Raw genomic sequence first — 22125 nt, forward strand, 5'->3', positions numbered from 1 at the left:
ATGAATTCCGTATGAATTCTTTTCTTTCAAGTGGCCGAGATGTGAAGCGCACGGTTAATTGAGAGGCATGACCTACGGATTTCTTGTCAACACAGATCTCACCCACCGCGCGATTGACTTTGATTTAGAAAACGCTGCGAAGTTCCTCGGCGGTGCCGATGATGGCCGCGTCGCTGTCGCTTTCCAAGAGGATGGCACCTTGTACGCCGCTCTCTACAGCGCCAGCGCAAAAGATGAGGGTGCCGCAGCAAACCCAGTAGCATCCCTTGGCCGCAACGCCGCTGCTACCGGTGATGGCTCCTTCTTCTCTGATCCGACCACTGCAATCTGTGGCCCTGTGATCTTCGTGGGGGCCGAAGGCGAAGACATCACGTTGGATGAAATTGAGCGAATTAAGGACGGCATTCGCGCCGCTCGTAACTACCGCGATGATTATCCAGAGGAATTCAACCTGTGGCGCAACGCTGTATATAACCTGCGTACGGCTTAAAGTTTGGCTGCCATGTGAATTTTTAGCACCCTCAACAGTTGAGTGCTGGCACTCTCGGGGGTAGAGTGCCAAATAGGTTGTTTGACACACAGTTGTTCACCCGCGACGACGGCTGTGCTGGAAACCCACAACCGGCACACACAAAATTTTTCTCATGGAGGGATTCATCGTGGCAAACGTCAACATCAAGCCGCTTGAGGACAAGATCCTCGTTCAGATCAACGAAGCAGAGACCACCACCGCTTCCGGCCTGGTCATTCCAGATTCCGCTAAGGAAAAGCCACAAGAGGCAACCGTTATCGCAGTTGGCCCAGGCCGCTTCGATGACAAGGGTAACCGCATCCCACTGGACATCAAGGAAGATGACGTTGTGATCTTCTCCCGTTACGGCGGCACCGAGATCAAGTTCGGTGGCGTGGAGTACTTGCTTCTCTCCGCTCGTGACATCCTCGCAATCGTCGAGAAGTAGGGGATAAGTTCATGGCAAAGCTCATTGCTTTTGACCAGGACGCCCGCGAAGGCATTCTCCGGGGCGTTGACGCTCTGGCAAACGCTGTCAAGGTAACCCTCGGCCCACGCGGCCGTAACGTGGTTCTTGATAAGGCATTCGGCGGACCTCTGGTCACCAACGACGGTGTCACCATTGCCCGCGACATCGACCTTGAGGATCCTTTTGAGAACCTCGGTGCGCAGCTGGTGAAGTCCGTTGCTGTTAAGACCAACGACATCGCTGGTGACGGCACCACGACTGCAACTCTGCTTGCTCAGGCACTCATTGCTGAAGGCCTGCGCAACGTTGCTGCTGGCGCAAACCCAATGGAGCTCAACAAGGGTATTTCTGCAGCTGCAGAAAAGACCTTGGAAGAGTTGAAGGCACGCGCAACCGAGGTGTCTGACACCAAGGAAATCGCAAACGTCGCTACCGTTTCATCCCGCGATGAAGTTGTCGGCGAGATCGTTGCTGCAGCGATGGAAAAGGTTGGCAAGGACGGTGTCGTCACCGTTGAGGAGTCCCAGTCCATCGAGACTGCTCTCGAGGTCACCGAAGGTATTTCTTTCGACAAGGGCTACCTTTCCCCTTATTTCATCAACGACAACGACACTCAGCAGGCTGTCCTGGACAACCCTGCAGTGCTGCTTGTTCGCAACAAGATTTCTTCCCTCCCAGACTTCCTCCCATTGCTGGAGAAGGTTGTGGAGTCCAACCGTCCTTTGCTGATCATCGCAGAAGACGTCGAGGGCGAGCCTTTGCAGACCCTGGTTGTGAACTCCATCCGCAAGACCATCAAGGTCGTTGCAGTGAAGTCCCCTTACTTCGGTGACCGACGCAAGGCGTTCATGGATGACCTGGCTATTGTCACCAAGGCAACTGTCGTGGATCCAGAAGTGGGCATCAACCTCAACGAAGCTGGCGAAGAAGTTTTCGGTACCGCACGCCGCATCACCGTTTCCAAGGACGAAACCATCATCGTTGATGGTGCAGGTTCCGCAGAAGACGTTGAAGCACGTCGCGGCCAGATCCGTCGCGAAATCGCCAACACCGATTCCACCTGGGATCGCGAAAAGGCAGAAGAGCGTTTGGCTAAGCTCTCCGGTGGTATTGCTGTCATCCGCGTTGGTGCAGCAACTGAAACCGAAGTCAACGACCGCAAGCTGCGTGTCGAAGATGCCATCAACGCTGCTCGCGCAGCAGCACAAGAAGGCGTTATCGCTGGTGGCGGTTCCGCTTTGGTTCAGATCGCTGAGACTCTGAAGGCTTACGCCGAAGAGTTCGAAGGCGACCAGAAGGTCGGCGTTCGCGCACTGGCTACTGCTTTGGGCAAGCCAGCGTACTGGATCGCCTCCAACGCAGGTCTTGACGGCTCTGTTGTTGTTGCACGCACTGCTGCTCTGCCAAACGGCGAGGGCTTCAACGCTGCAACTTTGGAATACGGAAACCTGATCAACGACGGTGTCATCGACCCAGTCAAGGTCACCCATTCCGCAGTAGTGAATGCAACCTCTGTTGCACGCATGGTTCTGACCACTGAGGCTTCTGTTGTTGAGAAGCCTGCAGAAGAAGCAGCCGATGCACATGCAGGACATCATCACCACTAAAGTTCTGTGAAAAACACCGTGGGGCAGTTTCTGCTTCGCGGTGTTTTTTATTTGTGGGGCAGAAGTGCTGGTTAGAGTTACTGTGCAAAAGAGCTCTGCATAAGAATAAAGACCCGGTCTGGTGACCGGGTCTGCTCTTTTAAACTGCTACTGGTTGCTTGCGCTCGTTGTTGCGAAGGATAACCAGTCGTTCGGACTCTGAAAGTCCGCCCCATACTCCATAAGGCTCTGCTACAGCTAGTGCATGCTTGCGGCAGGATTCCAATACTGGGCATGCTGCACAGATGGCCTTTGCGCGCAGCTCCCGACGCTGGCGAGCACGACCGCGCTCGCCGTCCGGGTGATAGAACACGTCGGAGGTCTCGCCGCGGCACGTTCCGTGCAACTGCCAGTCCCAGAAGTCTGCATTTGGCCCGGGAAGCTGGTGAGGCAATGTCATCTTCAAATACTCCCTATTGTCAGCTACTTTTTATAGCTTTGATCGCGTTCTCTGATGTGGGGTGTTCGCCCGAGACAACAGTGTCGACCGCAATGATGAACAGATTGTGACTTGTTAGTGAAGCAAAGCTGACTAAATGGCCATATGCAGGCGAACTCCTGCTAGTACGCCCGTTCTGACCTGCGGTTATGTGTCGAGGTGAATCTCCGGTGAATTCTTATAGATAACTTGTTTTTGCAGGTCAGGACGGGGTTAAGGGGATGGGTGTTATCTGTCAGTATGTGAGGAGATCAAGGTGTTGGGGGTTCTAGTTGCTAAGATGGTGAAAACCCGTGAGGCCAAAATCCAACTGGGTGAATTACCCCTGCATAAATGCATGAGGGCTTTATACTTGTCTTATTATTAAACTTTTAGGGTTTTGATGCAGGAAGGTGCGAGAACTTGGCTGATACTGAGCGCGAGCTCGCTGACCTGGTACCGCAGGCAACGGCGGGCGATCGTCGGGCATTGCAAAGAATAATGGAGATTATTCACCCCATTGTTTTGCGTTATGCTCGCGCTCGTATTGGAGGTGGACGCCAGCCAACGGCAGAAGACGTTGCTCAAGAAATCTGCCTGGCGGTAGCCACCTCCATTAGGAACTTTGTCGACCAGGGTAGGCCGTTCATGGCGTTTGTCTACGGCATTGCATCTAACAAGGTCGCAGATGCTCACAGGGCGATGTCGAGGGATAAATCGACTCCTATTGAGGAAGTCCCAGAAACTTCACCAGATACTTTTACCCCCGAAGACTTTGCGCTGGTCAGCGATGGAAGTAACAGAGTTAGGGAACTTCTCGATCTACTGAGTGAAAAGGCACGCGACATTCTTATCTTGAGAGTTATCGTTGGTCTTTCCGCAGAAGAAACTGCAGAGATGGTGGGCAGCACCCCAGGTGCTGTACGAGTTGCCCAACACAGGGCACTCACGACACTTCGAAGCACACTTGAGCAGCAGGAGAACAAGTAATGACTCGACGTCTACATGGTGGTGAGCAGGATGGCCAGGAACACGTTAAAGGACAGCTAAAGCAGCTGTTCGACGACGACGCGTTCTTGACTGACCTGTCCCGCGGCGTTGATCCCTCAGAGGGCGATGACGCCCTCGCTGGCCTCCTCCTCGATTTAACAAAGGAAGCTCAGGAGCCGCCGGCAACAATGCCGGATTGGTCTACTTTGCTCCCTGGAATTTTGGATCAGGATCAGGATTTGCCAGTGGAATCCACTTCGGACACCACGGTTATGCAGGCATCAAACCCTGCAACCCAAGAATTCGCACCTGTTTCTATTTCTGATACCCCCAACACTGCAACTAATTCAGCTGATGCAGATGAGTCCGCAACTGTTGTTCCACTTGCAGCACGCCGTGAGAAGCGTGCCAAGAGCGGATCAAGCGGGGTTCATTCACTGGATGCTTCGGCAACCCAGCGCAAATCTCACCCATTCCTTAGCGGTTTGGTGGGTGCTGCAGCTGCAACTCTAGTCATCGCAGGCGGTGGAGCAGCAGTGTACAACGCTGATGAAAACTCCCCGTTGTATGGCATGAATCAGCAGCTGTTTGGCAATCAAGATTCTCCAAGCGTGGTGGAGCTTGCCTCCACGCTGGAAGAAGTTGATAGTCGTACAGCTAGTGGCGATGTGGAAGGGGCACGTGCTCTACTCGAGCAGGCTCGAGCAATGCTGGATGGCATGGCACCTCCTCGAAAGGCGCCGTCGGAGGCAACCCGAACGGTTGAATCTGAACCAGGTACTCAGACGTTGACTGCAACGGTTACTGAATCCGCAAGTCCGGAACCACCGGTCACGGAAACTCAAACTGTTACCTCCACCGAGGTACAGACAGTGACAACCACTGCGGTTGCTCCACCGGTCTGGACTCCTAATCCAGAGCCAACAACCACAGCTGCCCCGACTTCTACGCCTTCAACTGGTGGCGGTGAGGGAACCGGCAATGATGGTGACTCTGGACTTGTGCCACCTCAGACTCCTGGAAACTAGGTAAAAATATAAAAACTGCTAGCAACGTATCTTTAGTTGCTAGCAGTTTTTATTTGGCTTCAAGTCCGTCTAGGTAACCAATGCAGTAGTCCCACGGCACATAGGCATCAATATTGGGTTGCGCACTTGGTTCATGCACGGGGCTGAGTTCCCCAGCCAAGGTGGCGCGCATGTTTGCTGCCATGATGTCCCAGTCGTAGTAGTGGAACTCTTCGCAGTCTTCGCACATGAAGAACACGCCTTCGATTCCTCGGGGACCTAAAACTTTTTTAAATTCCATCACGAGGCGAAGGTCTTGGCTCACGTGGATTCGCTCTTCTTCAGAAAGCGGTTCGGGATGATCATAAGGGTCATCGTCGGTAATAAACGATGCCGGGTCATTGGGATCATCGGCAAACGGGTCGCGGGGCATCATCGCATCAAAGTTCACATCTTCCACCCTATTGGCAGAGGTTGCTAAAACCCAATACACTGCCAGATTTCCGGTTGTGGAATAGCGTGTGAGCTGCAGCGGTTATCCGATTTAAGGACAAGCTACTAAAGTTTAGATAATTGTGGACACACTATGAGGAGGAACTGTCGCACATGACAACCCAGAGCCGAGTTTCTACCGGAGGAGACAACCCAAACAAGGTTGCCCTTGTTGGATTAACCTTTGATGACGTACTTTTGCTTCCAGATGCGTCGGACGTTGTTCCTTCAGAGGTAGATACCTCGACGCAGTTAACACGTAATATTCGCCTTAACACCCCTATTCTTTCTGCCGCAATGGATACTGTCACCGAGGCTCGCATGGCTATCGGCATGGCACGCCATGGCGGCATTGGTGTTTTGCACCGCAACCTGTCTATTCAAGAGCAGGCAGAAAACGTTGAGCTGGTGAAGCGTTCTGAGTCTGGAATGGTCACTGATCCTGTTACCTGTACTCCTGACATGAGCATCCAAGAAGTGGATGATCTGTGTGCACGCTTCCGCATTTCCGGTCTGCCTGTTGTTGATGAGGCCGGAAAGTTGGTTGGTATTTGCACCAACCGCGATATGCGTTTTGAAAGCGACATGAACCGTCGTGTCGCTGAAGTTATGACCCCAATGCCTTTGGTTGTTGCTGAAGAGGGCGTCACCAAGGAGCAGGCTCTTGCTTTGCTGTCTGCAAACAAGGTGGAGAAGCTTCCTATCATCGCAAAGGACGGCAAGCTTGTCGGTCTGATCACGGTGAAGGACTTCGTTAAGACTGAGCAGCACCCGAACGCATCCAAGGATGCATCAGGTCGTCTGCTGGTTGCGGCTGGCATCGGCACGGGCGAGGAGTCATTCCAGCGAGCTGGTGCGCTTGCCGACGCCGGCGTCGACATTTTGGTCGTAGACTCTGCACACGCCCATAGCCGTGGAGTTTTGGACATGGTGTCCCGCGTGAAGAAGTCGTTCCCCAAGGTCGATATCGTTGGCGGCAACTTGGCGACCCGCGAGGCTGCGCAGGCCATGATTGAAGCTGGCGCAGACGCTATCAAGGTGGGTATTGGCCCAGGTTCTATTTGCACCACTCGCGTTGTCGCAGGTGTCGGTGCACCTCAGATCACTGCGATCATGGAGGCAGCTGTTCCAGCTCACAAGGCTGGCGTTCCTATCATCGCCGATGGCGGCATGCAGTTCTCTGGTGATATCGCTAAGGCTTTGGCTGCTGGCGCTAACTCCGTGATGCTGGGCTCCATGCTGGCTGGTACCGCTGAGGCTCCTGGTGAGACCATCACCATCAACGGCAAGCAGTACAAGCGTTACCGCGGCATGGGCTCCATGGGCGCTATGCAGGGCCGTGGACTTAGTGGTGAGAAGCGTTCCTACTCCAAGGACCGTTACTTCCAGTCTGACGTTAAGAGCGAAGACAAGCTCGTTCCAGAAGGCATCGAAGGTCGCGTGCCTTTCCGCGGTCCCATCGGAGACATCATTCACCAGCAGGTCGGTGGACTTCGTGCAGCAATGGGCTACACCGGTTCCTCCACCATTGAAGAGCTGCACAACGCTCGTTTCGTGCAGATCACCAGCGCGGGTCTGAAGGAATCCCACCCGCACCACATCCAGCAGACTGTGGAAGCTCCTAACTACCACTAGATTTTGCTCACTTAAACAGCCCGATTTCTTCATTGAAATCGGGCTGTTTCTGGTTGTGTCGCGTATCTCGGGTAAAGTCTTCGTCGTATACGACCATTTAAGGGAGGCCCGTCACAATGCGTGACCACGTTGAAATCGGTATCGGCCGTGAGGCACGACGCACCTACAGCTTGGACGATATTTCTGTCGTTTCTAGCCGCCGCACCCGTTCATCCAAAGATGTCGACACCACTTGGCATATTGACGCCTACAAGTTTGATCTGCCGTTCATGAATCACCCAAGTGATGCATTGGCAAGCCCTGAGTTTGTCATTGAAATGGGCAAGCAGGGTGGCCTTGGCGTGATCAACGCTGAGGGTCTGTGGGGTCGCCATGCTGATCTCGATGAGGCGATCGCAAAGGTGATTGCTGCGTATGAGGAAGGCGACCAGGCTGCAGCCACTCGCACTCTTCAGGAGCTGCACGCAGCGCCACTGGATACTGAGCTGCTGAGTGAGCGCATTGCGCAGGTTCGTGATTCCGGTGAGATCGTTGCTGTGCGCGTGTCTCCACAAAATGTTCGTGAGATCGCACCAATCGTCATCAAGGCAGGTGCTGATCTGCTGGTTATCCAGGGCACCCTGATCTCTGCAGAGCACGTCAACACCGGTGGAGAGGCCCTGAACCTAAAGGAATTCATCGGTTCTTTGGATGTTCCTGTCATCGCTGGTGGCGTGAACGATTACACCACCGCGTTGCACATGATGCGTACCGGTGCTGTGGGCATCATCGTCGGTGGCGGCGAGAACACCAACAGCCTAGCATTGGGCATGGAGGTATCCATGGCCACTGCGATTGCTGATGTCGCTGCGGCACGTCGTGATTACCTGGATGAGACCGGTGGACGTTACGTGCACATCATTGCAGATGGAAGCATTGAAAACTCCGGTGATGTAGTCAAGGCTATTGCCTGTGGCGCAGATGCTGTGGTGCTGGGTTCACCGTTGGCTCGCGCTGAAGAAGCTGCTGGAAAGGGCTACTTCTGGCCAGCAGTGGCAGCGCACCCTCGTTTCCCACGCGGTGTGGTTACTGAGTCCGTGGACTTGGATGAGGCAGCACCAAGCTTGGAGCAGATTCTGCATGGTCCGTCTACGATGCCGTGGGGTGTGGAAAACTTCGAAGGTGGATTAAAGCGTGCGCTGGCTAAGTGTGGCTACACCGATTTGAAGAGCTTCCAAAAGGTAAGCCTGCACGTTAACTAGGTGTGTGTACTCGCCTCTTCGCGTTGCATTTTGAGTGGAGGGGCGCGTCGACAAGCATCTTTTTAGGCTCCCACGTGACGCCGATGCTGGCCGCGATGACAAGGATGATCGCGGCCCACTTGAGCGCGGTGGGGGTTTGATCAAGCAGGATCCAGCCGACGGCGGCGGCGAATGCCGGTTCGAGGCTGAGCAGAATACTGAAAATGGGGGCGGGGAGTCGGCGCAGTGCCGATAATTCCAGCGAATAGGGGATAAGCGACCCGAGAAGTGCTGTGCCAAGCGCCAGGATGAGTAGGGTTGGGGTCTGGAAAATCGGGCCCATGTGTGTAGCACCCAGTGGAAATACTGCCACTGCGCCGATAATCAGTGCGACGGCCAGGCCGCTTGTTCCGGGGATGAGTTGGCCGATTTTCTTTGATGCCAGGATGTAGCACACCCAGAAGATTCCTGCGACGGCTGCGAAAATGACGCCGAGTGGGTCAAGGGTTTCGCCGCTGAGGGAATCGATACCCAGTAGTGCCATGCCGAGAAACGCTAAAGCCACGCACAATCCGTTTTTCAGCGTGCGGGCTAACACCGCGGAGAAAATCAGGGGGCCGAGGAACTCAATGGTCACGGCGGTACCCAGCGGGATGAGTTCGATGGATGCGTAAAACAGGCTGTTCATTCCGCCAAGAGATAATCCCAACAGCAGCACGGCGATCCATTGTTTTTTAGTCCAGGAACGAAGTCGCGGGCGGATCACCAGGCACATGATCAAGCCTGCGATGAACAGCCTTAAAGAGGTGACAGCCCAGGGGCCGTTGAGGGGGAAAAGCTGCGTTCCAATGGCAGCACCAAATTGCAGGGATAGGGCGGAACCCATCACCATCAACACTGCAGCGGACTGTTTATTCATGCCCTTGATTATTGCCAAAGAAACCTTTAAGGACTAGATCGAAAAACAGCCAACTATAGTTAAGTAATACTGAACAATTTTGGAGGTGTCGTGCTCAATCTCAACCGCTTACACATCCTGCAGGAATTCCACCGCCTGGGAACGATTACAGCAGTGGCGGAATCCATGAACTACAGCCGCTCTGCCATCTCCCAACAAATGGCGCTGCTGGAAAAAGAAATTGGTGTGAAACTCTTTGAAAAAAGCGGCCGAAACCTCTACTTCACAGAACAAGGCGAAGTGTTGGCCTCAGAAACACATGCGATCATGGCAGCAGTCGACCATGCCCGCGCAGCCGTTCTAGATTCGCTGTCTGAAGTGTCCGGAACGCTGAAAGTCACCTCCTTCCAATCCCTGCTGTTCACCCTTGCCCCGAAAGCCATCGCGCGCCTGACCGAGAAATACCCACACCTGCAAGTAGAAATCTCCCAACTAGAAGTCACCGCAGCGCTCGAAGAACTCCGCGCCCGCCGCGTCGACGTCGCACTCGGCGAGGAATACCCCGTGGAAGTCCCCCTTGTTGAGGCCAGCATTCACCGCGAAGTCCTCTTCGAAGACCCCATGCTGCTCGTCACCCCAGCAAGCGGCCCATACTCTGGCCTCACCCTGCCAGAACTCCGCGACATCCCCATCGCCATCGATCCACCCGACCTTCCCGCGGGCGAATGGGTCCATAGGCTCTGCCGGCGCGCCGGGTTTGAGCCCCGCGTGACCTTTGAAACCAGCGATCCCATGCTCCAAGCACACCTCGTGCGTAGCGGCTTGGCCGTGACATTTTCCCCCACACTGCTCACCCCGATGCTGGAAAGCGTGCACATCCAGCCGCTGCCCGGCAACCCCACGCGCACGCTCTACACCGCGGTCAGGGAAGGGCGCCAGGGGCATCCAGCCATTAAAGCTTTTCGACGAGCCCTCGCCCATGTGGCCAAAGAATCTTATTTGGAGGCTCGTCTAGTAGAGTGAGTTCTTGTGAGCCTTCAGACAAATCATCGCCCAGTACTCGTCGTTGACTTCGGCGCACAGTACGCGCAGCTGATCGCACGTCGTGTGCGTGAGGCCGGCATCTACTCCGAAGTCATCCCGCACACCGCCACCGCAGACGATGTGCGCGCTAAAAATGCAGCAGCCCTCGTCCTTTCCGGTGGCCCATCCTCCGTGTATGCCGAGGGAGCACCATCCCTTGACGCTGAGATTCTTGATCTCGGATTGCCAGTATTTGGCATTTGCTACGGCTTCCAAGCCATGACCCACGCGCTTGGTGGCACCGTTGCCAACACCGGTAAGCGCGAATACGGACGCACCGACATCAACGTTGCCGGTGGCGTCCTCCACGAAGGCCTCGAAGCCTGCCACAAGGTGTGGATGAGCCACGGCGACGCCGTCTCTGAAGCCCCAGAAGGTTTCGTAGTCACCGCGTCCTCCGAAGGTGCGCCTGTCGCAGCTTTCGAAAACAAGGAACGCAAAATGGCTGGCGTGCAGTACCACCCAGAGGTATTGCACTCACCACACGGCCAGGCAGTTCTGACCCGCTTCCTCACTGAGATCGCAGGTCTAGAGCAGAACTGGACCGCAGCAAACATCGCTGAAGAACTCATCGAAAAGGTCCGCGAGCAGATCGGCGAAGATGGCCGCGCTATTTGTGGCCTATCCGGTGGTGTGGACTCCGCTGTTGCCGGTGCTTTGGTGCAGCGCGCCATTGGTGACCGTTTGACCTGTGTCTTTGTTGACCACGGTCTGCTGCGTGCCGGTGAGCGCGAGCAGGTGGAAAAAGACTTCGTCGCAGCAACCGGCGCCAAGCTGGTTACCGTTGATGAGCGCCAGGCATTCCTATCCAAGCTGGCCGGAGTTACCGAACCAGAAGCAAAGCGCAAGGCTATCGGCGCTGAGTTCATCCGCTCCTTCGAGCGCGCAGTTGCCGGTGTGCTGGAAGAAGCTCCAGAAGGTTCCACCGTGGACTTCCTGGTTCAGGGCACCCTGTACCCAGACGTCGTGGAATCCGGTGGTGGATCTGGTACCGCAAACATCAAGAGCCACCACAACGTCGGTGGACTGCCAGACGATGTGGAATTCAAGCTTGTTGAGCCACTGCGTGACCTCTTCAAAGACGAAGTCCGTGCCGTTGGCCGTGAACTTGGCCTGCCTGAGGAAATCGTTGGCCGCCAGCCATTCCCAGGACCAGGACTTGGTATCCGCATCATCGGTGAAGTCACCGAAGATCGCCTAGAAACCCTCCGCCACGCTGACCTGATCGCCCGCACCGAGCTCACCGAAGCCGGACTTGACGGCGTGATCTGGCAGTGCCCAGTAGTCCTCCTGGCAGATGTCCGCTCTGTTGGTGTTCAAGGCGATGGCCGCACCTACGGACACCCAATCGTGCTGCGCCCAGTGTCTTCCGAAGACGCAATGACCGCCGACTGGACCCGCCTGCCATACGAGGTTCTGGAGAAGATCTCCACCCGCATCACCAACGAAGTTCCAGATGTGAACCGCGTGGTGCTGGACGTAACCTCCAAGCCACCAGGAACCATCGAATGGGAGTAGGCCTTAAATGAGCCTTCGTTAAGCGGCAATCACCTTATTGGAGATTGTCGCTTTTCCCATTTCTCCGGGTTTTCTGGAACTTTTTGGGCGTATGCTGGGAATGATTCTATTATTGCCAAATCAGAAAGCAGGAGAGACCCGATGAGCGAAATCCTAGAAACCTATTGGGCACCCCACTTTGGAAAAACCGAAGAAGCCACAGCACTCGTTTCATACCTGGCACAAGCTTCCGGCGATCCCATTGAGGTTCACACCCTGTTCGGGGATTTAGGTTTAGACGGACTCTCTGGAAACTACACCGACACTGAGATTGACGGCTACGGCGACGCATTCCTGCTGGTTGCAGCGCTATCCGTGTTGATGGCTGAAAACAAAGCAACAGGTGGCGTGAATCTGGGTGAGCTTGGGGGAGCTGATAAATCGATCCGGCTGCATGTTGAATCCAAGGAGAACACCCAAATCAACACCGCATTGAAGTATTTTGCGCTCTCCCCAGAAGACCACGCAGCAGCAGATCGCTTCGATGAGGATGACCTGTCTGAGCTTGCCAACTTGAGTGAAGAGCTGCGCGGACAGCTGGACTAATTGTCTCCCATTTAAGGAGTCCGATTCTTCAGTTGAGTAGATGCCTCCAAGTGAGGCTGGGAGGCTCTTAGAATCGATTCTGAGAGGGCACTTTTTATCGGCCCTGGGGTGGAATTTTTGATTGTTTTTGCAAAACCAGACAGGCGTGCCAAAGGTCCTCAAAAATCTGAATCTTTGGCACGTGTGTTTGGTTATGGGGACTTGGAACCAGACAGGCGTGCCAAAACTTCAAGCAAAAGGAAGTTCTTGGCACGCGTGTCTGGTTTTGCTAAATCGACTACTCACATAGGGTCGGGCTAGTCATTCTGATCAGCGAACTCCACCTTCACATCGCCGATTCCAGAATTTACAACCAGATTCAACATCGGACCTTCCAAATCAGCATTGTGGGCGGCGAGGTCTCCAACATCACAGCGCGCTGTGCCCACACCGGCGGAGCAACTCAAGCTTACTGGCACGTCATCAGGCAGGGTCACCATGACTTCACCGATACCTGAGGTGATTTGAACGTTTTGTTCCTGATCAAGTTGGGTGAGGTTGCTGAAATCTAGGTTCATTTCGCCCACACCAGAGGTGTAGCTGCTGAGGAGTTCATCGTTGGTGGGGATGAGATTGACATCGCCGATTCCAGGGTCGTCTTCAAAGTAGATGGGATCGATATTTGAAATAAACAGGCCTGCGAGGGCGCTCATGACAACTCCGGTACCAACTACACCGCCGACAATCCATGGCCACACATGGCGCTTTTTCTGAGGCTTTTGTGGAGGGACTTGTACATCCCAGGTGTTGTATTGGTTTTGGGCAAGTGGATCCCAATGAGGCGCTTCGGGGGTTTGTTGCGCGAAGGGTGCATAGTAGCCCTCAACGGGGGTGATAGTGCTTAGATCTGGTTGGGGTCGTGGGTAGAGATCTTCGTTTTTCATGGTGGCATCCTCAGAAACAGTGAATTCAGTGGTGAGTAGTCCGCGGGGTGGAAGTGGTTGTTTCTTATGCAACGCCCACCACATGGCTAAAAGGCAAAGGTAAGTAATGGCTGCTGCTGGGCCGGATATTCCTCCAGCGCCGGAGGATAAAACACCTGAGAACATAAAGAACGCGATGACCAGCCACCAGCCGTGGTTGCGGTCTTTGGTGTGGCCCGGGGTCCAGAGAGCTTCGATGGGGGAGACCGGAACGGAGTAGCGGGGCATGCACAGCCATGCAATGAGATAGGCTGCGACACCGGCGCCGAAGACACCAGTGACCACGAAAAATAGACGAATGAGCACCGGGTCGATTTGATAACGCACACCAATGCCTTCACAGACACCAGCTACTTTGGCGTGACCACCTTGCTTGGCAGGGATGCGTGCGGGGCGGGTCTGCCACATTTGCTGAAAAGTACCAGTTGCAAGGTGTGGTGTTGGAGCTTCATAACCAGGTTGGGCAAAAGGGATGAATCCCTGGTTGTGGTGGGGCTCCTGAAAAGTACTCATAGACTCTATTGTGGAGTGTTGAGGCTGATAAGTGAATGGGGGAAAGCCCTGAAAAGGTGGCGTTCAGGGTCTTCCCTGATGGTTTGGTGTCGCAGGGGCATGACATGATCGAAGATATGAGTAACACACCTGCGCCTTATACCCCGCAGCCTGCGGGGCAAGCGGTGCCTTTATATCCCACGTTTACCCGGTCAAGAGATGGTCGGGTTGTTGCGGGTGTCGCATCGGGGCTGGCAAAGCATCTTAATGTGTCGGTGTTTTGGGTTCGTGCGCTGCTGATTTTTGCGGCGTTGCTGAGCGGTGCGGGTCTTTTTGCGTATGCCTTGATTTGGATTTTTACGCGCATTGAGAAAAAGGGGAGTGGGGAGGCGTCGACAAGCAAGCGCTGGGTGTCGTGGTGCCTGGTGCTGCTCGCTATCGGTGGTGCTGCGGCGTCGGTGATGCTGAGCACCGGCTTCGCGGTGGGCACGTTGGTGCCCATCGGCGTGGTCGGTGTGGGCCTGTTGATGGTGTGGCTGGCGTATGACCGCGGGGTGGAATCCGGCCCGAATCTGCTGATTATTGCCACCGGCGGTGTGTTGATGCTGGTGGCGATCGTGCTGATCGTGATGAATTGGAACACCCAGGACGGCTTCGTCATGGCGCTGGTGGCCGTGGTGCTCACGCTGGTGGGTGTGGCTGCGCTGGGCGTTCCGCTGTGGGTGCGGATGTGGGATCAGCTGGGCGAGGAGCGCGCGGAAAAAGCCGCAGCTGCTGAGCGCGCAGATATTGCTTCCCGCCTGCATGATTCGGTACTGCAGACCTTGGCGCTGATTCAAAAGCGTGCCGACGACCCCGCCGAAGTCGCCCGCCTGGCCCGCGGGCAGGAACGCGAGCTGCGTCAATGGCTGTTTGATTCCCAAGATAAAACACCTCAAACAACCGGCACTGTCTTTACTGCGTTGGAGCGCGCCTGCGGTGAAGTCGAGGATATTTACGCTCTGCGTATCGTGCCTGTGACCGTGGGAACCGATGAAGCGCTGACTGAGAAAACGCAGGCAGCGGTGATGGCAGTCCGCGAAGCACTCGTGAACGTGGCCAAGCATGCCGGCGTGGAAACCGCCGATGTGTACGCCGAAATTATGCTCGGCGAACTGAACATTTTCGTCCGCGACCGCGGTGCAGGATTCGACCCCGACAACATCCCCGACGGGCACCACGGGCTCGCCGAATCCGTCCAAGGCCGCGTCGAACGAGCCGGCGGAAAAGTACGCATCAAATCTGAAATCGGCGAAGGCACCGAAGTGGCAATCACCATGGATGTGTAGTTGGTCGTACGCGCGTGTCTTCGGGGCTGTAACCTGAAAGGCATGGTTGATGTGTTTTTGGTCGATGACCACTCCGTGTTTCGCTCCGGCGTCAAAGCAGAACTAGGCAACGCCGTCACAGTAGTCGGCGAAGCAGGGACGGTGGCCGACGCCGTAGCCGGCATCAAGGCAAGCAAACCAGAGGTAGTGCTTCTCGACGTCCACATGCCCGACGGCGGCGGCCTCGCAGTGCTCCAGCAGATCAACGACTCCGATGTGGACACCATTTTCTTGGCACTCAGTGTCTCTGATGCTGCGGAAGATGTCATCGCCATCATCCGTGGCGGTGCCAGGGGATACGTGACCAAATCAATCTCCGGTGAAGAACTCATCGAAGCCATCAACCGCGTGAAATCCGGCGACGCATTCTTCTCACCACGCCTGGCAGGCTTCGTCCTCGACGCCTTCGCCGCCCCCGATTCCGCAGCTGGCGCAGGCATTGTCGACGCACCCGAAAAAGACGCCGCCGTAGAATCCGGAAAAATCCTCGACGACCCAGTTGTCGACGCCCTCACCCGCCGCGAACTCGAAGTCCTCCGCCTACTAGCCCGCGGCTACACCTACAAAGAAATCGGCAAAGAACTGTTCATTTCCGTCAAAACCGTGGAAACCCACGCCTCAAACATTCTGCGGAAAACCCAACAATCCAACCGCCACGCGTTGACCCGGTGGGCTCACTCGAGGGATCTTGACTAATGGCGGCTAAAAAGAGTGGCGCTGGTTCTCGGGGTGGGGCTGGGAGGTCAGCTTCGGCTGATAAACAGATCGATCAAAGCCAAGCGAAATTCACCTTCCAACCCACCCGAACACTGCTGTTCAGTGTTATTTTCACCGTCTTGGTGATGTGGCAATCCGGTTTCTCATACTGGTACGCGATCCCTATTTTGTTCTTCATCTGGGCGATTTTCATCCTCGGCCACAGCTTCTACAACTGGGCAAACCTCAAGTTGATCGAAATGGGGCGCCGCAACAAACAGGTCCTAGAAGAACAAGAAAAGCAGAAAAAGAAGAGGGGCTTCTAGGCTCTGTTTGGGGTTGAGCTGTAGTGGAGCGGACTGCTTAGGTCGATTTCCTGGGTGGTCCGTTTAGGTGTTTCGGCGGGGGCCTTCAGCGAACGCCAGCTTCCGGCTGCCATCCACGTGGGGGAACGTTAAATACATCCAGCCGGTAGCTGCCAGGAACACTAGAATCGTTGCCCACAATGGCGCTCCTGAAATAATCGGTGCAAGCATCAGCGCCAGCCATGTGAAAAATAGTGGCATCACCTGGCCAATGGTGGGGACTGGTGAAATATTGTTTTGGAAGCGGTACATCCTCATCTCCCCACGGTAAGGATGCGCAAAAGCGATGAGCAGCGCGAGTGCCAGACCAACTCCAGTGACAGAAAACTTTACGGCCGGGGCTAGATCAGTGGTTAATGAAGCGATGGCAGCACCTACTAATACCGAGCTACTCAGCCGCACGCTCACCGGCGTTGGAATTGGGGTGACGTGGGACTTCATGGTGTTGTAGCTGTTCATCGGATCCATAATTTCTAAGAGTATCGCCTTCCCAAAACCCATGCTGCAGGAGTGCACTCTTTGATTTTAGATTTATGGCCCATAGACCCATTGTCCGCCTGAGCACATCATTATATTTCCAGAAGCATCTTGCCCACCGGCCTCGTATCCTTCGCATGCCCCACCCGGTGTAGCAGTCCCGACTCCGAGAGGTTCTGGGCCGTAGACCCAGATTGGGTTGGGGGTTCCTGCATAAATGCAGACCAAAGCTGAACCATCTGCAGCTTGACTTGGCTGCTGGAGCATCGAGACAGGGCAAGAAGCGCCATAAGCAGGTACCGCAGGAGCAGGGGCTACAGGAGTTTCAATGGTGTTTTGTGAGATCACAGTTTCCTGTACTGGAGTTTGCTGAGGGGTGCTCGGATCGATTGCTGCTTCGTCTCGCATAGTTGATTCAGTAGCTGGCTCCGAATTACTCAAATCATTGAGTGCAATCCAAGTTAGTTTCCCATCACCGAGCTCACTATGTGTGAATCCAAATCGCTCCGCAGTGGCATCTTTAGGGATTTGAAATACCCAAGTCATTGGTGCGTCGAAACCGGATCCTAGATTATGGTTGCATTCCGGGTTTCCTGGGATGAGGAATAAATCGCGTATTGGTTGGTATACGGCCTCTTGATTAGTGGAGATTTCTGCATAGACAGTTGAACCAGTGGATGCACAGGTGATGTCCATATCTGCTCCACTCTCGTTCTTTATAGTGGTTTCGACTACGACAAAGATTCCGTCTTCTCTAGACATCTCGGGTTGGATGTCGCCAGAAGGTCTGTCTAGGGATTCCATTTCTACAGAGTCTGTCGTGAAGGCAGAATCGATAGTGATCGTCACGCCGTCTGCTGATACTGCGGAGTTCATTTCAGGCAGAGTCGAGGTTGTTTTCGTTGCAACACTAGACACTGTCGTCTCCGATATAGCGGTATCTTCCGTAGTAGAGCAGGAAGATAGCCCTAGGCCCAAGGCGATTAATGCTGTGGCGAAAGCACGGGAGCGTTTAGACATGATTCGACTTTTCCTCAGCCTTTATTTGATTTCGTTTCGAGTAAAAATTAAATCTAGCAGGTTTCATTTTCATGGACGTTGAAATGGTTTTTGAAAAGTAGATAAGGGGATAAGCCTTTGTTTGGGGCAGCTGTGGATTTTTCACAACCACCCCTTTTCTCACACCAGCCCCGCATGAACAGGCTGGTTGCACACCGTTGAAAATGAGTGTTTACTGGAACTCATGAGTGGAACAGGTGTTCGAAAGTTGTGGGGAGATGGCACTCCGGTGTCGCTCCCTGACCTTTCAGGATTAAGTAGAGCGGAGCGCATTGATGCGTTGCGTTCACGCATGTCCACCATGGGTGCTGCGGTGCCAAAGTTTGAGCCGTCGGTGGAAGAAAGTGCTGAACAAAAGCAGGATTCTCTCGCCGAAAAACAGGACATAGTTGCAGTTCCTTCCGCTTTTTCTGATCTTTTCCCTGGGGATGGTTTGCCGCGTCGTGCGGTTACTCAATTGGTTGAACAGCCACTTGTGGTGGTGGACTTCCTGGCTCATATTACTGCCCAGGGTGGACACGCTGCGGTGATTGGGTGGAAGGATTTAGCCTACGCCGGGGTGATTGATTCCGGAGGTGTGTGCGAGAACATCATTGCTATTCCAAATCCTGGTACGGAGCCACTGAATGTGGCAGCGGTGCTGTGTGAGGGGTTGGATGTGGTCGTGTACAAAGGCCCGGAGATTTCCCTGTCGCCAACCAGAGCGAGGCCGTTGCTGGGAAAGCTGAGGCAGGGGACTGCTGCCTTGGTGATGGTTGGCACGAAAGTAAGCTCACCGGCGCTGTCGGTGGATGCAGAGATCACTGATTATGTTGGCATTGGTGCAGGTAGTGGGCGTATTCGTGGCGTTGAGATGCAGGTGCGGGCTGTGTCGAAAACTCACGGTGTGCGCAGCGGAAAAGTCCTGATCAGTAGGCCTCAGGATGCAGCATTGCTTGAGCCTGAACAGCCAACAACGTTGCGGGCGGTCCCATGACGCGGGTGATGGCATTGTGGTTTCCGGATTGGCCTGTGCAGGCGGTTCATTTGGATGAAGATGCTCCCGCGCACAATAAACCTGTGGCGATTGCTGCGCATTACCGCATCCAGGTGTGTGGCGTGGCTGCGCGCAAGCGTGGGGTGCGTCGTGGGATGAAGGTTCGGCAGGCGCAGGCTGTGTGCCCTGAGCTGGAGGTTGTTGACGCGGATGCAGATCGTGATGCCCGGATGTTTGAGGGCATCGTGGCATCGCTCGGTGAGGTTGCCTCCAGCGTCGAGGTGCTTCGTCCGGGTCTGGTCGCGGTCGATGCGGGAGCTGCCGCGCGCTATTACGGTTCAGAGGACATCGCTGCTCAGATGCTTATCGACGCCGCCCTGCGCCAAGGCATCGACGTTTTCGCCGGGGTTGCGGATGAGATCACGACGGCCGTCATCGCGGCGAGGGCGAATGGTGGGACTGTGGTGAAGAGGGAGGCGTCGAGAAGCTTTTTACAGCAGCAACCCCTGGGCGTGCTGGCGGCCGAGGAAGCGCTGGGTTGTGAGGCGGAGGTGGTGCGCGCGCTGGCGGATCTGGGCATGCGCACGCTTGGTGAGCTGGCGGAACTGCCGGTAGAAGCCGTGGCGACGCGTTTCGGCAACGCTGGTCTGCGGTGTCACAACATTGCGCGTGCCAGGCACGATCGTAAGGTCGCGCCACCGATCACGCATGCAGATTGGGAGGTTTCGCATGTGCCGGAGGAGCCTATTTTGCGTGTCGACGCCGCCTCGTTTGTTGCGCGCAACCTTGCCTCGCGCCTGCATCAACTGCTGAGCAAAGGTGGCGTGGTGTGCCAATTGCTCAAGGTCACAGCCGATTTCAGTACTGGTGATACGGTGAGCAGAATTTGGCGTACCGGTGAACCTTTAACGGAACAGGCAACTGCGGATCGGGTGCGTTGGCAGTTGGATGGGTGGTTGACTGCGCGCGGTGTGCATTCCGATGATCCGAATGAGCACGATGGGATTACGGCGTTGTGGCTTATTCCTTTGGAATGTGTGCCACCGGATATGGCCAGCGGCGGATTGTGGGATACCGGGCGCAGCCAGCAGCATGTGGCCAGACAAGTCATTGAGCGTGTGCAATCAAGCTTGGGCGTGGATGCGGTGCTGCAGCCTGTTCCGGCTGGTGGTCGGGGAGTAGAAGAACGCATTCATTTTGTTCCCTATGGTGAAAAACGTGATGCTATCCGCAATCCAGCGGGGTCGTGGCCAGGGAAAATACCAGGTCCGCTGCCTGCTCGGTTGGGCGGTGGGATCAACCACCCGGCCTCGCAAGTGACCATGATTGATACAGAAGGGCAGCGTATTTACGTCACCGCAGAGGCATTGCTCAGCTCGTCGCCGTATGCCTTGTCCTGGGGGCCGGCCCGCTATTTGATCACTGGCTGGGCTGGGCCATGGCCGGTGGATGATCGATGGTGGGAGAAAAACGGCACAAAATATGCCCGCCTCCAAGTGGTGGGACGGGCAGTATCTGAAGAAAGGCAGCTCAGTGCGTGGCTGTTGATGTGGAAAGACAACAAGTGGCGGATTGAGGCCACATATTAGGAAACTACTGCGCTAAAACATCCACAACGAGACGGTGCGGATCCTGCAACTCAGTGACCGAGTAGCGGTGCTTGCCGTTGAGGCCGATGACGAACTGGGAGCGTCCCTCAAAAGTACCTGCGCTGACGACCTGGGTGACAATGCTGCCGGAGCCATCCACGGTGCCGATCTCTGGATCCTCAAGGCCCAAATCGAAAGGATAAACAGTACCGTCAATATTTACGTTCAGCGCTGTATCGCCCGTGAAGTTGATGGTGTTTCCGCTGCCCTGCTGGGTGGGATTGGAGGTGTAATCAATGAACCAACCAGGAGTTCCGGTGCCAGTGAGATCAAATACCACGCGGTCAAAGCCACTGTGAGAGCCAATCCGAACATCGGTGACCATGAGCTGTGCAGGCGCATCAGGTCGGAGAGTCTTCATTGCTACATCGGCTTCGCCCAATGCGGTTGGGCCGGTGGAAGCTTCGTTGGACAACTGTGCGCCATCCGCAGTTGCGGACATAGTTTGGGTTACAGAAGAAGCATCGTTGGTGGTGGAATTGGAGGTTCCACAACCCGCAAGAGTCAACGCGCTAGCGCCGACAATCGCTAGAGTCTTCAGGCGGGCACGATGCTTTGAATGAGAAGTTGGCTGCACAATCATGCACACACCGTAACCCTGGGTCACCCCCGAAACCTAAGCAAGACGCCCAATTTCGCTCAATCGTGAACGAATTGTTGTAATTCGTCTTAAAAACGCCAGGAGACGTGAAAATTACAGACACCCCAGACATCAGATGGAGGCGGCGATACTAGGGTAGAGGACATGACTCTTCGCTGTTCTGACGTCAATGTTGAACCCCTGCCGGGAACGGCAAAAACAGGTTCTGGGTTTGTTCTCCTTGAACATGCTGGCTCGTGGAGCCGTGATGTTTTAGACGGCGGAACATTTGATCCTGAGTTGACTGATCAATTGAAGAGGCACCTGAAAGCTTCCGGAATGGGTCTGCAATTAATTAGGAAGCCGGGAAGGGAGGGTCGAAACGTCGAAAAGCATAATCTTTTTCTCGTTTTTGCTGAGGCCTCAATTATTGAGCACCTGGTGGTGGACGCGCCGGCTGATGTTTTGGATCTTGATTTAAGCGGGCCGGGCAAAAACAATGCGCAGCGCATGGATGATCCGATGCTGCTGATTTGTACGCATTCGAAGCGCGATGTGTGCTGCGCGATCAAGGGGCGTCCGCTGGCAGCTGCCGTGGAGCCACAATTTGGGCCGCTGCATGTGTGGGAGGCTTCGCACACCAAGGGCCACCGTTTTGCGCCATCGATGCTGCTCATGCCGTGGAATTACTCTTATGGCCTACTTGATGAGGCCGAAACCGTGCAGCTTTTCCAAGGCGCGTTGGACAACAAACTCTTCCTGCCGGGCAACCGTGGCCGAGGAACCTTAGATGCTCGTGGCCAGGTTGCAGAAATTGCCGTGGCGGAAGCTTTCGGCGAGGCGGTTGCTCCTGCGAGTTTGCAGGTTGAATTCGAAGATGATTCTGTTTTGGTTACTCATCCCGATGGGCGCACGTGGGTTGTGGAGCTTGAACGCATCGAGGTCGACGGCGTGGTGTCCTCGTGTGGTGATCAGCCGAAAACTGGAAAAGCGTGGGTGGCTAGGCAAGTTACAGAACTGATCGGATAAA

Annotated in this window: 23 protein-coding genes; 16 read left to right on the top strand and 7 right to left on the bottom strand. The window is 55.0% G+C overall.

Annotated elements, in window-relative coordinates; genetic code table 11:
* The first annotated feature begins 67 nt into the window (after nt 1-67).
* The 3 genes from CGL_RS02995 to groL all read left to right on the top strand — a co-directional run bounded on the left by CGL_RS02995 (nt 68) and on the right by groL (nt 2587).
* Nucleotides 68-490: a hypothetical protein gene (locus CGL_RS02995; RefSeq protein ID WP_003860693.1), complete on the top strand. Its 423-nt coding sequence runs from the start codon at nt 68-70 to the stop codon at nt 488-490.
* Between the two features lie 169 nt (nt 491-659).
* Nucleotides 660-959, top strand: coding sequence for a co-chaperone GroES (groES, locus tag CGL_RS03000; protein ID WP_003854559.1), 300 nt, complete (start codon nt 660-662; stop codon nt 957-959).
* Between the two features lie 11 nt (nt 960-970).
* Nucleotides 971-2587, top strand: a complete 1617-nt coding sequence (gene groL / locus CGL_RS03005) for a chaperonin GroEL (protein ID WP_011013754.1) — start codon at nt 971-973, stop codon at nt 2585-2587.
* Nucleotides 2588-2726: 139 nt separating this feature from the next.
* On the opposite strand, the gene whcB is transcribed toward groL, so the two are convergent.
* Entirely contained in the window at nt 2727-3026 is a 300-nt protein-coding gene (gene whcB / locus CGL_RS03010; protein WP_003854562.1) for a WhiB family transcriptional regulator WhcB, read from the bottom strand.
* 441 nt (nt 3027-3467) lie between these two features.
* On the opposite strand from whcB, the gene CGL_RS03015 reads away from it, so the two are divergent.
* Together CGL_RS03015 and CGL_RS03020 are read left to right on the top strand one after the other, a co-directional pair.
* A complete protein-coding gene (locus CGL_RS03015) occupies nt 3468-4034 on the top strand; it encodes a sigma-70 family RNA polymerase sigma factor (protein WP_011013755.1) in 567 nt (188 codons plus the stop codon).
* The gene (locus CGL_RS03020; protein ID WP_011013756.1) at nt 4034-5062 is read left to right on the top strand and encodes a hypothetical protein; all 1029 of its coding nucleotides are present in this window, start codon (nt 4034-4036) and stop codon (nt 5060-5062) included. The genes CGL_RS03015 and CGL_RS03020 overlap by 1 nt, the downstream gene beginning before the upstream one ends.
* Nucleotides 5063-5111: 49 nt before the next feature.
* On the opposite strand, the gene CGL_RS03025 is transcribed toward CGL_RS03020, so the two are convergent.
* Nucleotides 5112-5492, bottom strand: coding sequence for a DUF5319 domain-containing protein (locus CGL_RS03025; protein WP_011265586.1), 381 nt, complete (start codon nt 5490-5492; stop codon nt 5112-5114).
* A 155-nt stretch (nt 5493-5647) separates the two neighbouring features.
* On the opposite strand from CGL_RS03025, the gene guaB reads away from it, so the two are divergent.
* Together guaB and CGL_RS03035 are read left to right on the top strand one after the other, a co-directional pair.
* Nucleotides 5648-7168 carry an IMP dehydrogenase gene (gene guaB, locus CGL_RS03030; RefSeq protein ID WP_011013757.1) on the top strand — a complete coding sequence of 507 codons (1521 nt, stop codon included), beginning with the start codon at nt 5648-5650 and terminating at the stop codon, nt 7166-7168.
* A 116-nt stretch (nt 7169-7284) separates the two neighbouring features.
* On the top strand, nt 7285-8409 hold the full coding sequence (locus CGL_RS03035) for a GuaB3 family IMP dehydrogenase-related protein (protein WP_011013758.1): 1125 nt from the start codon (nt 7285-7287) through the stop codon (nt 8407-8409).
* On the opposite strand, the gene CGL_RS03040 is transcribed toward CGL_RS03035, so the two are convergent.
* Nucleotides 8402-9307, bottom strand: coding sequence for an EamA family transporter (locus tag CGL_RS03040; protein WP_011013759.1), 906 nt, complete (start codon nt 9305-9307; stop codon nt 8402-8404). The genes CGL_RS03035 and CGL_RS03040 overlap by 8 nt on opposite strands.
* A gap of 90 nt (nt 9308-9397) precedes the next feature.
* Between CGL_RS03040 and CGL_RS03045 the strand changes: the two genes are divergently transcribed.
* The 3 genes from CGL_RS03045 (at nt 9398) to CGL_RS03055 (ending at nt 12472) form a co-directional block, all read left to right on the top strand.
* A complete protein-coding gene (locus CGL_RS03045; RefSeq protein ID WP_011013760.1) occupies nt 9398-10309 on the top strand; it encodes a serine-binding transcriptional regulator SerR in 912 nt (303 codons plus the stop codon).
* A gap of 6 nt (nt 10310-10315) precedes the next feature.
* The gene (guaA, locus tag CGL_RS03050; protein WP_011013761.1) at nt 10316-11887 is read left to right on the top strand and encodes a glutamine-hydrolyzing GMP synthase; all 1572 of its coding nucleotides are present in this window, start codon (nt 10316-10318) and stop codon (nt 11885-11887) included.
* Nucleotides 11888-12028: 141 nt separating this feature from the next.
* Entirely contained in the window at nt 12029-12472 is a 444-nt protein-coding gene (locus CGL_RS03055; protein WP_003860713.1) for an imm68 putative immunity domain-containing protein, read from the top strand.
* Between the two features lie 296 nt (nt 12473-12768).
* Here CGL_RS03055 and esrI read toward each other — a convergent pair whose 3' ends face one another.
* Complete coding sequence (esrI, locus tag CGL_RS03060) at nt 12769-13947, bottom strand: two-component system EsrSR regulator EsrI (protein WP_011013762.1); 1179 nt, start codon at nt 13945-13947, stop codon at nt 12769-12771.
* 164 nt (nt 13948-14111) lie between these two features.
* Here esrI and esrS point away from each other — a divergent pair, with 164 nt between their 5' ends.
* Genes esrS through CGL_RS03075 form a run of 3 tightly spaced genes read left to right on the top strand, consistent with a single transcriptional unit; the run spans nt 14112 to nt 16315 of the window.
* On the top strand, nt 14112-15254 hold the full coding sequence (gene esrS, locus CGL_RS03065; protein ID WP_101677580.1) for a two-component system sensor histidine kinase EsrS: 1143 nt from the start codon (nt 14112-14114) through the stop codon (nt 15252-15254).
* A 42-nt stretch (nt 15255-15296) separates the two neighbouring features.
* Nucleotides 15297-15989: a two-component system response regulator EsrR gene (esrR, locus tag CGL_RS03070; RefSeq protein ID WP_003854586.1), complete on the top strand. Its 693-nt coding sequence runs from the start codon at nt 15297-15299 to the stop codon at nt 15987-15989.
* Nucleotides 15989-16315 carry a hypothetical protein gene (locus CGL_RS03075; RefSeq protein WP_003860723.1) on the top strand — a complete coding sequence of 109 codons (327 nt, stop codon included), beginning with the start codon at nt 15989-15991 and terminating at the stop codon, nt 16313-16315. The genes esrR and CGL_RS03075 overlap by 1 nt, the downstream gene beginning before the upstream one ends.
* 63 nt (nt 16316-16378) lie before the next feature.
* Here the strand turns inward: CGL_RS03075 and CGL_RS03080 are convergent, their stop codons facing one another.
* Both CGL_RS03080 and CGL_RS03085 read right to left on the bottom strand, forming a co-directional pair.
* Nucleotides 16379-16822 carry a hypothetical protein gene (locus CGL_RS03080; RefSeq protein ID WP_011013764.1) on the bottom strand — a complete coding sequence of 148 codons (444 nt, stop codon included), beginning with the start codon at nt 16820-16822 and terminating at the stop codon, nt 16379-16381.
* A 63-nt stretch (nt 16823-16885) separates the two neighbouring features.
* Nucleotides 16886-17851 carry a hypothetical protein gene (locus tag CGL_RS03085; protein ID WP_011265591.1) on the bottom strand — a complete coding sequence of 322 codons (966 nt, stop codon included), beginning with the start codon at nt 17849-17851 and terminating at the stop codon, nt 16886-16888.
* Nucleotides 17852-18074: 223 nt separating this feature from the next.
* Between CGL_RS03085 and CGL_RS03090 the strand changes: the two genes are divergently transcribed.
* Complete coding sequence (locus CGL_RS03090; RefSeq protein ID WP_011013766.1) at nt 18075-18866, top strand: hypothetical protein; 792 nt, start codon at nt 18075-18077, stop codon at nt 18864-18866.
* An 8-nt stretch (nt 18867-18874) separates the two neighbouring features.
* Nucleotides 18875-20455 (top strand): Y-family DNA polymerase, encoded by a 1581-nt coding sequence (locus CGL_RS03095; protein ID WP_011013767.1) that lies wholly within the window; start codon nt 18875-18877, stop codon nt 20453-20455.
* A gap of 4 nt (nt 20456-20459) precedes the next feature.
* On the opposite strand, the gene CGL_RS03100 is transcribed toward CGL_RS03095, so the two are convergent.
* Nucleotides 20460-21122, bottom strand: coding sequence for an AMIN-like domain-containing (lipo)protein (locus CGL_RS03100; protein ID WP_172796472.1), 663 nt, complete (start codon nt 21120-21122; stop codon nt 20460-20462).
* Between the two features lie 138 nt (nt 21123-21260).
* On the opposite strand from CGL_RS03100, the gene CGL_RS03105 reads away from it, so the two are divergent.
* Nucleotides 21261-22124, top strand: a complete 864-nt coding sequence (locus CGL_RS03105) for a sucrase ferredoxin (RefSeq protein WP_011013769.1) — start codon at nt 21261-21263, stop codon at nt 22122-22124.
* Nucleotide 22125: the final 1 nt, after the last annotated feature.

This window comes from Corynebacterium glutamicum ATCC 13032 (genome assembly GCF_000011325.1).
In the GTDB taxonomy this organism is placed as follows: domain Bacteria; phylum Actinomycetota; class Actinomycetes; order Mycobacteriales; family Mycobacteriaceae; genus Corynebacterium; species Corynebacterium glutamicum.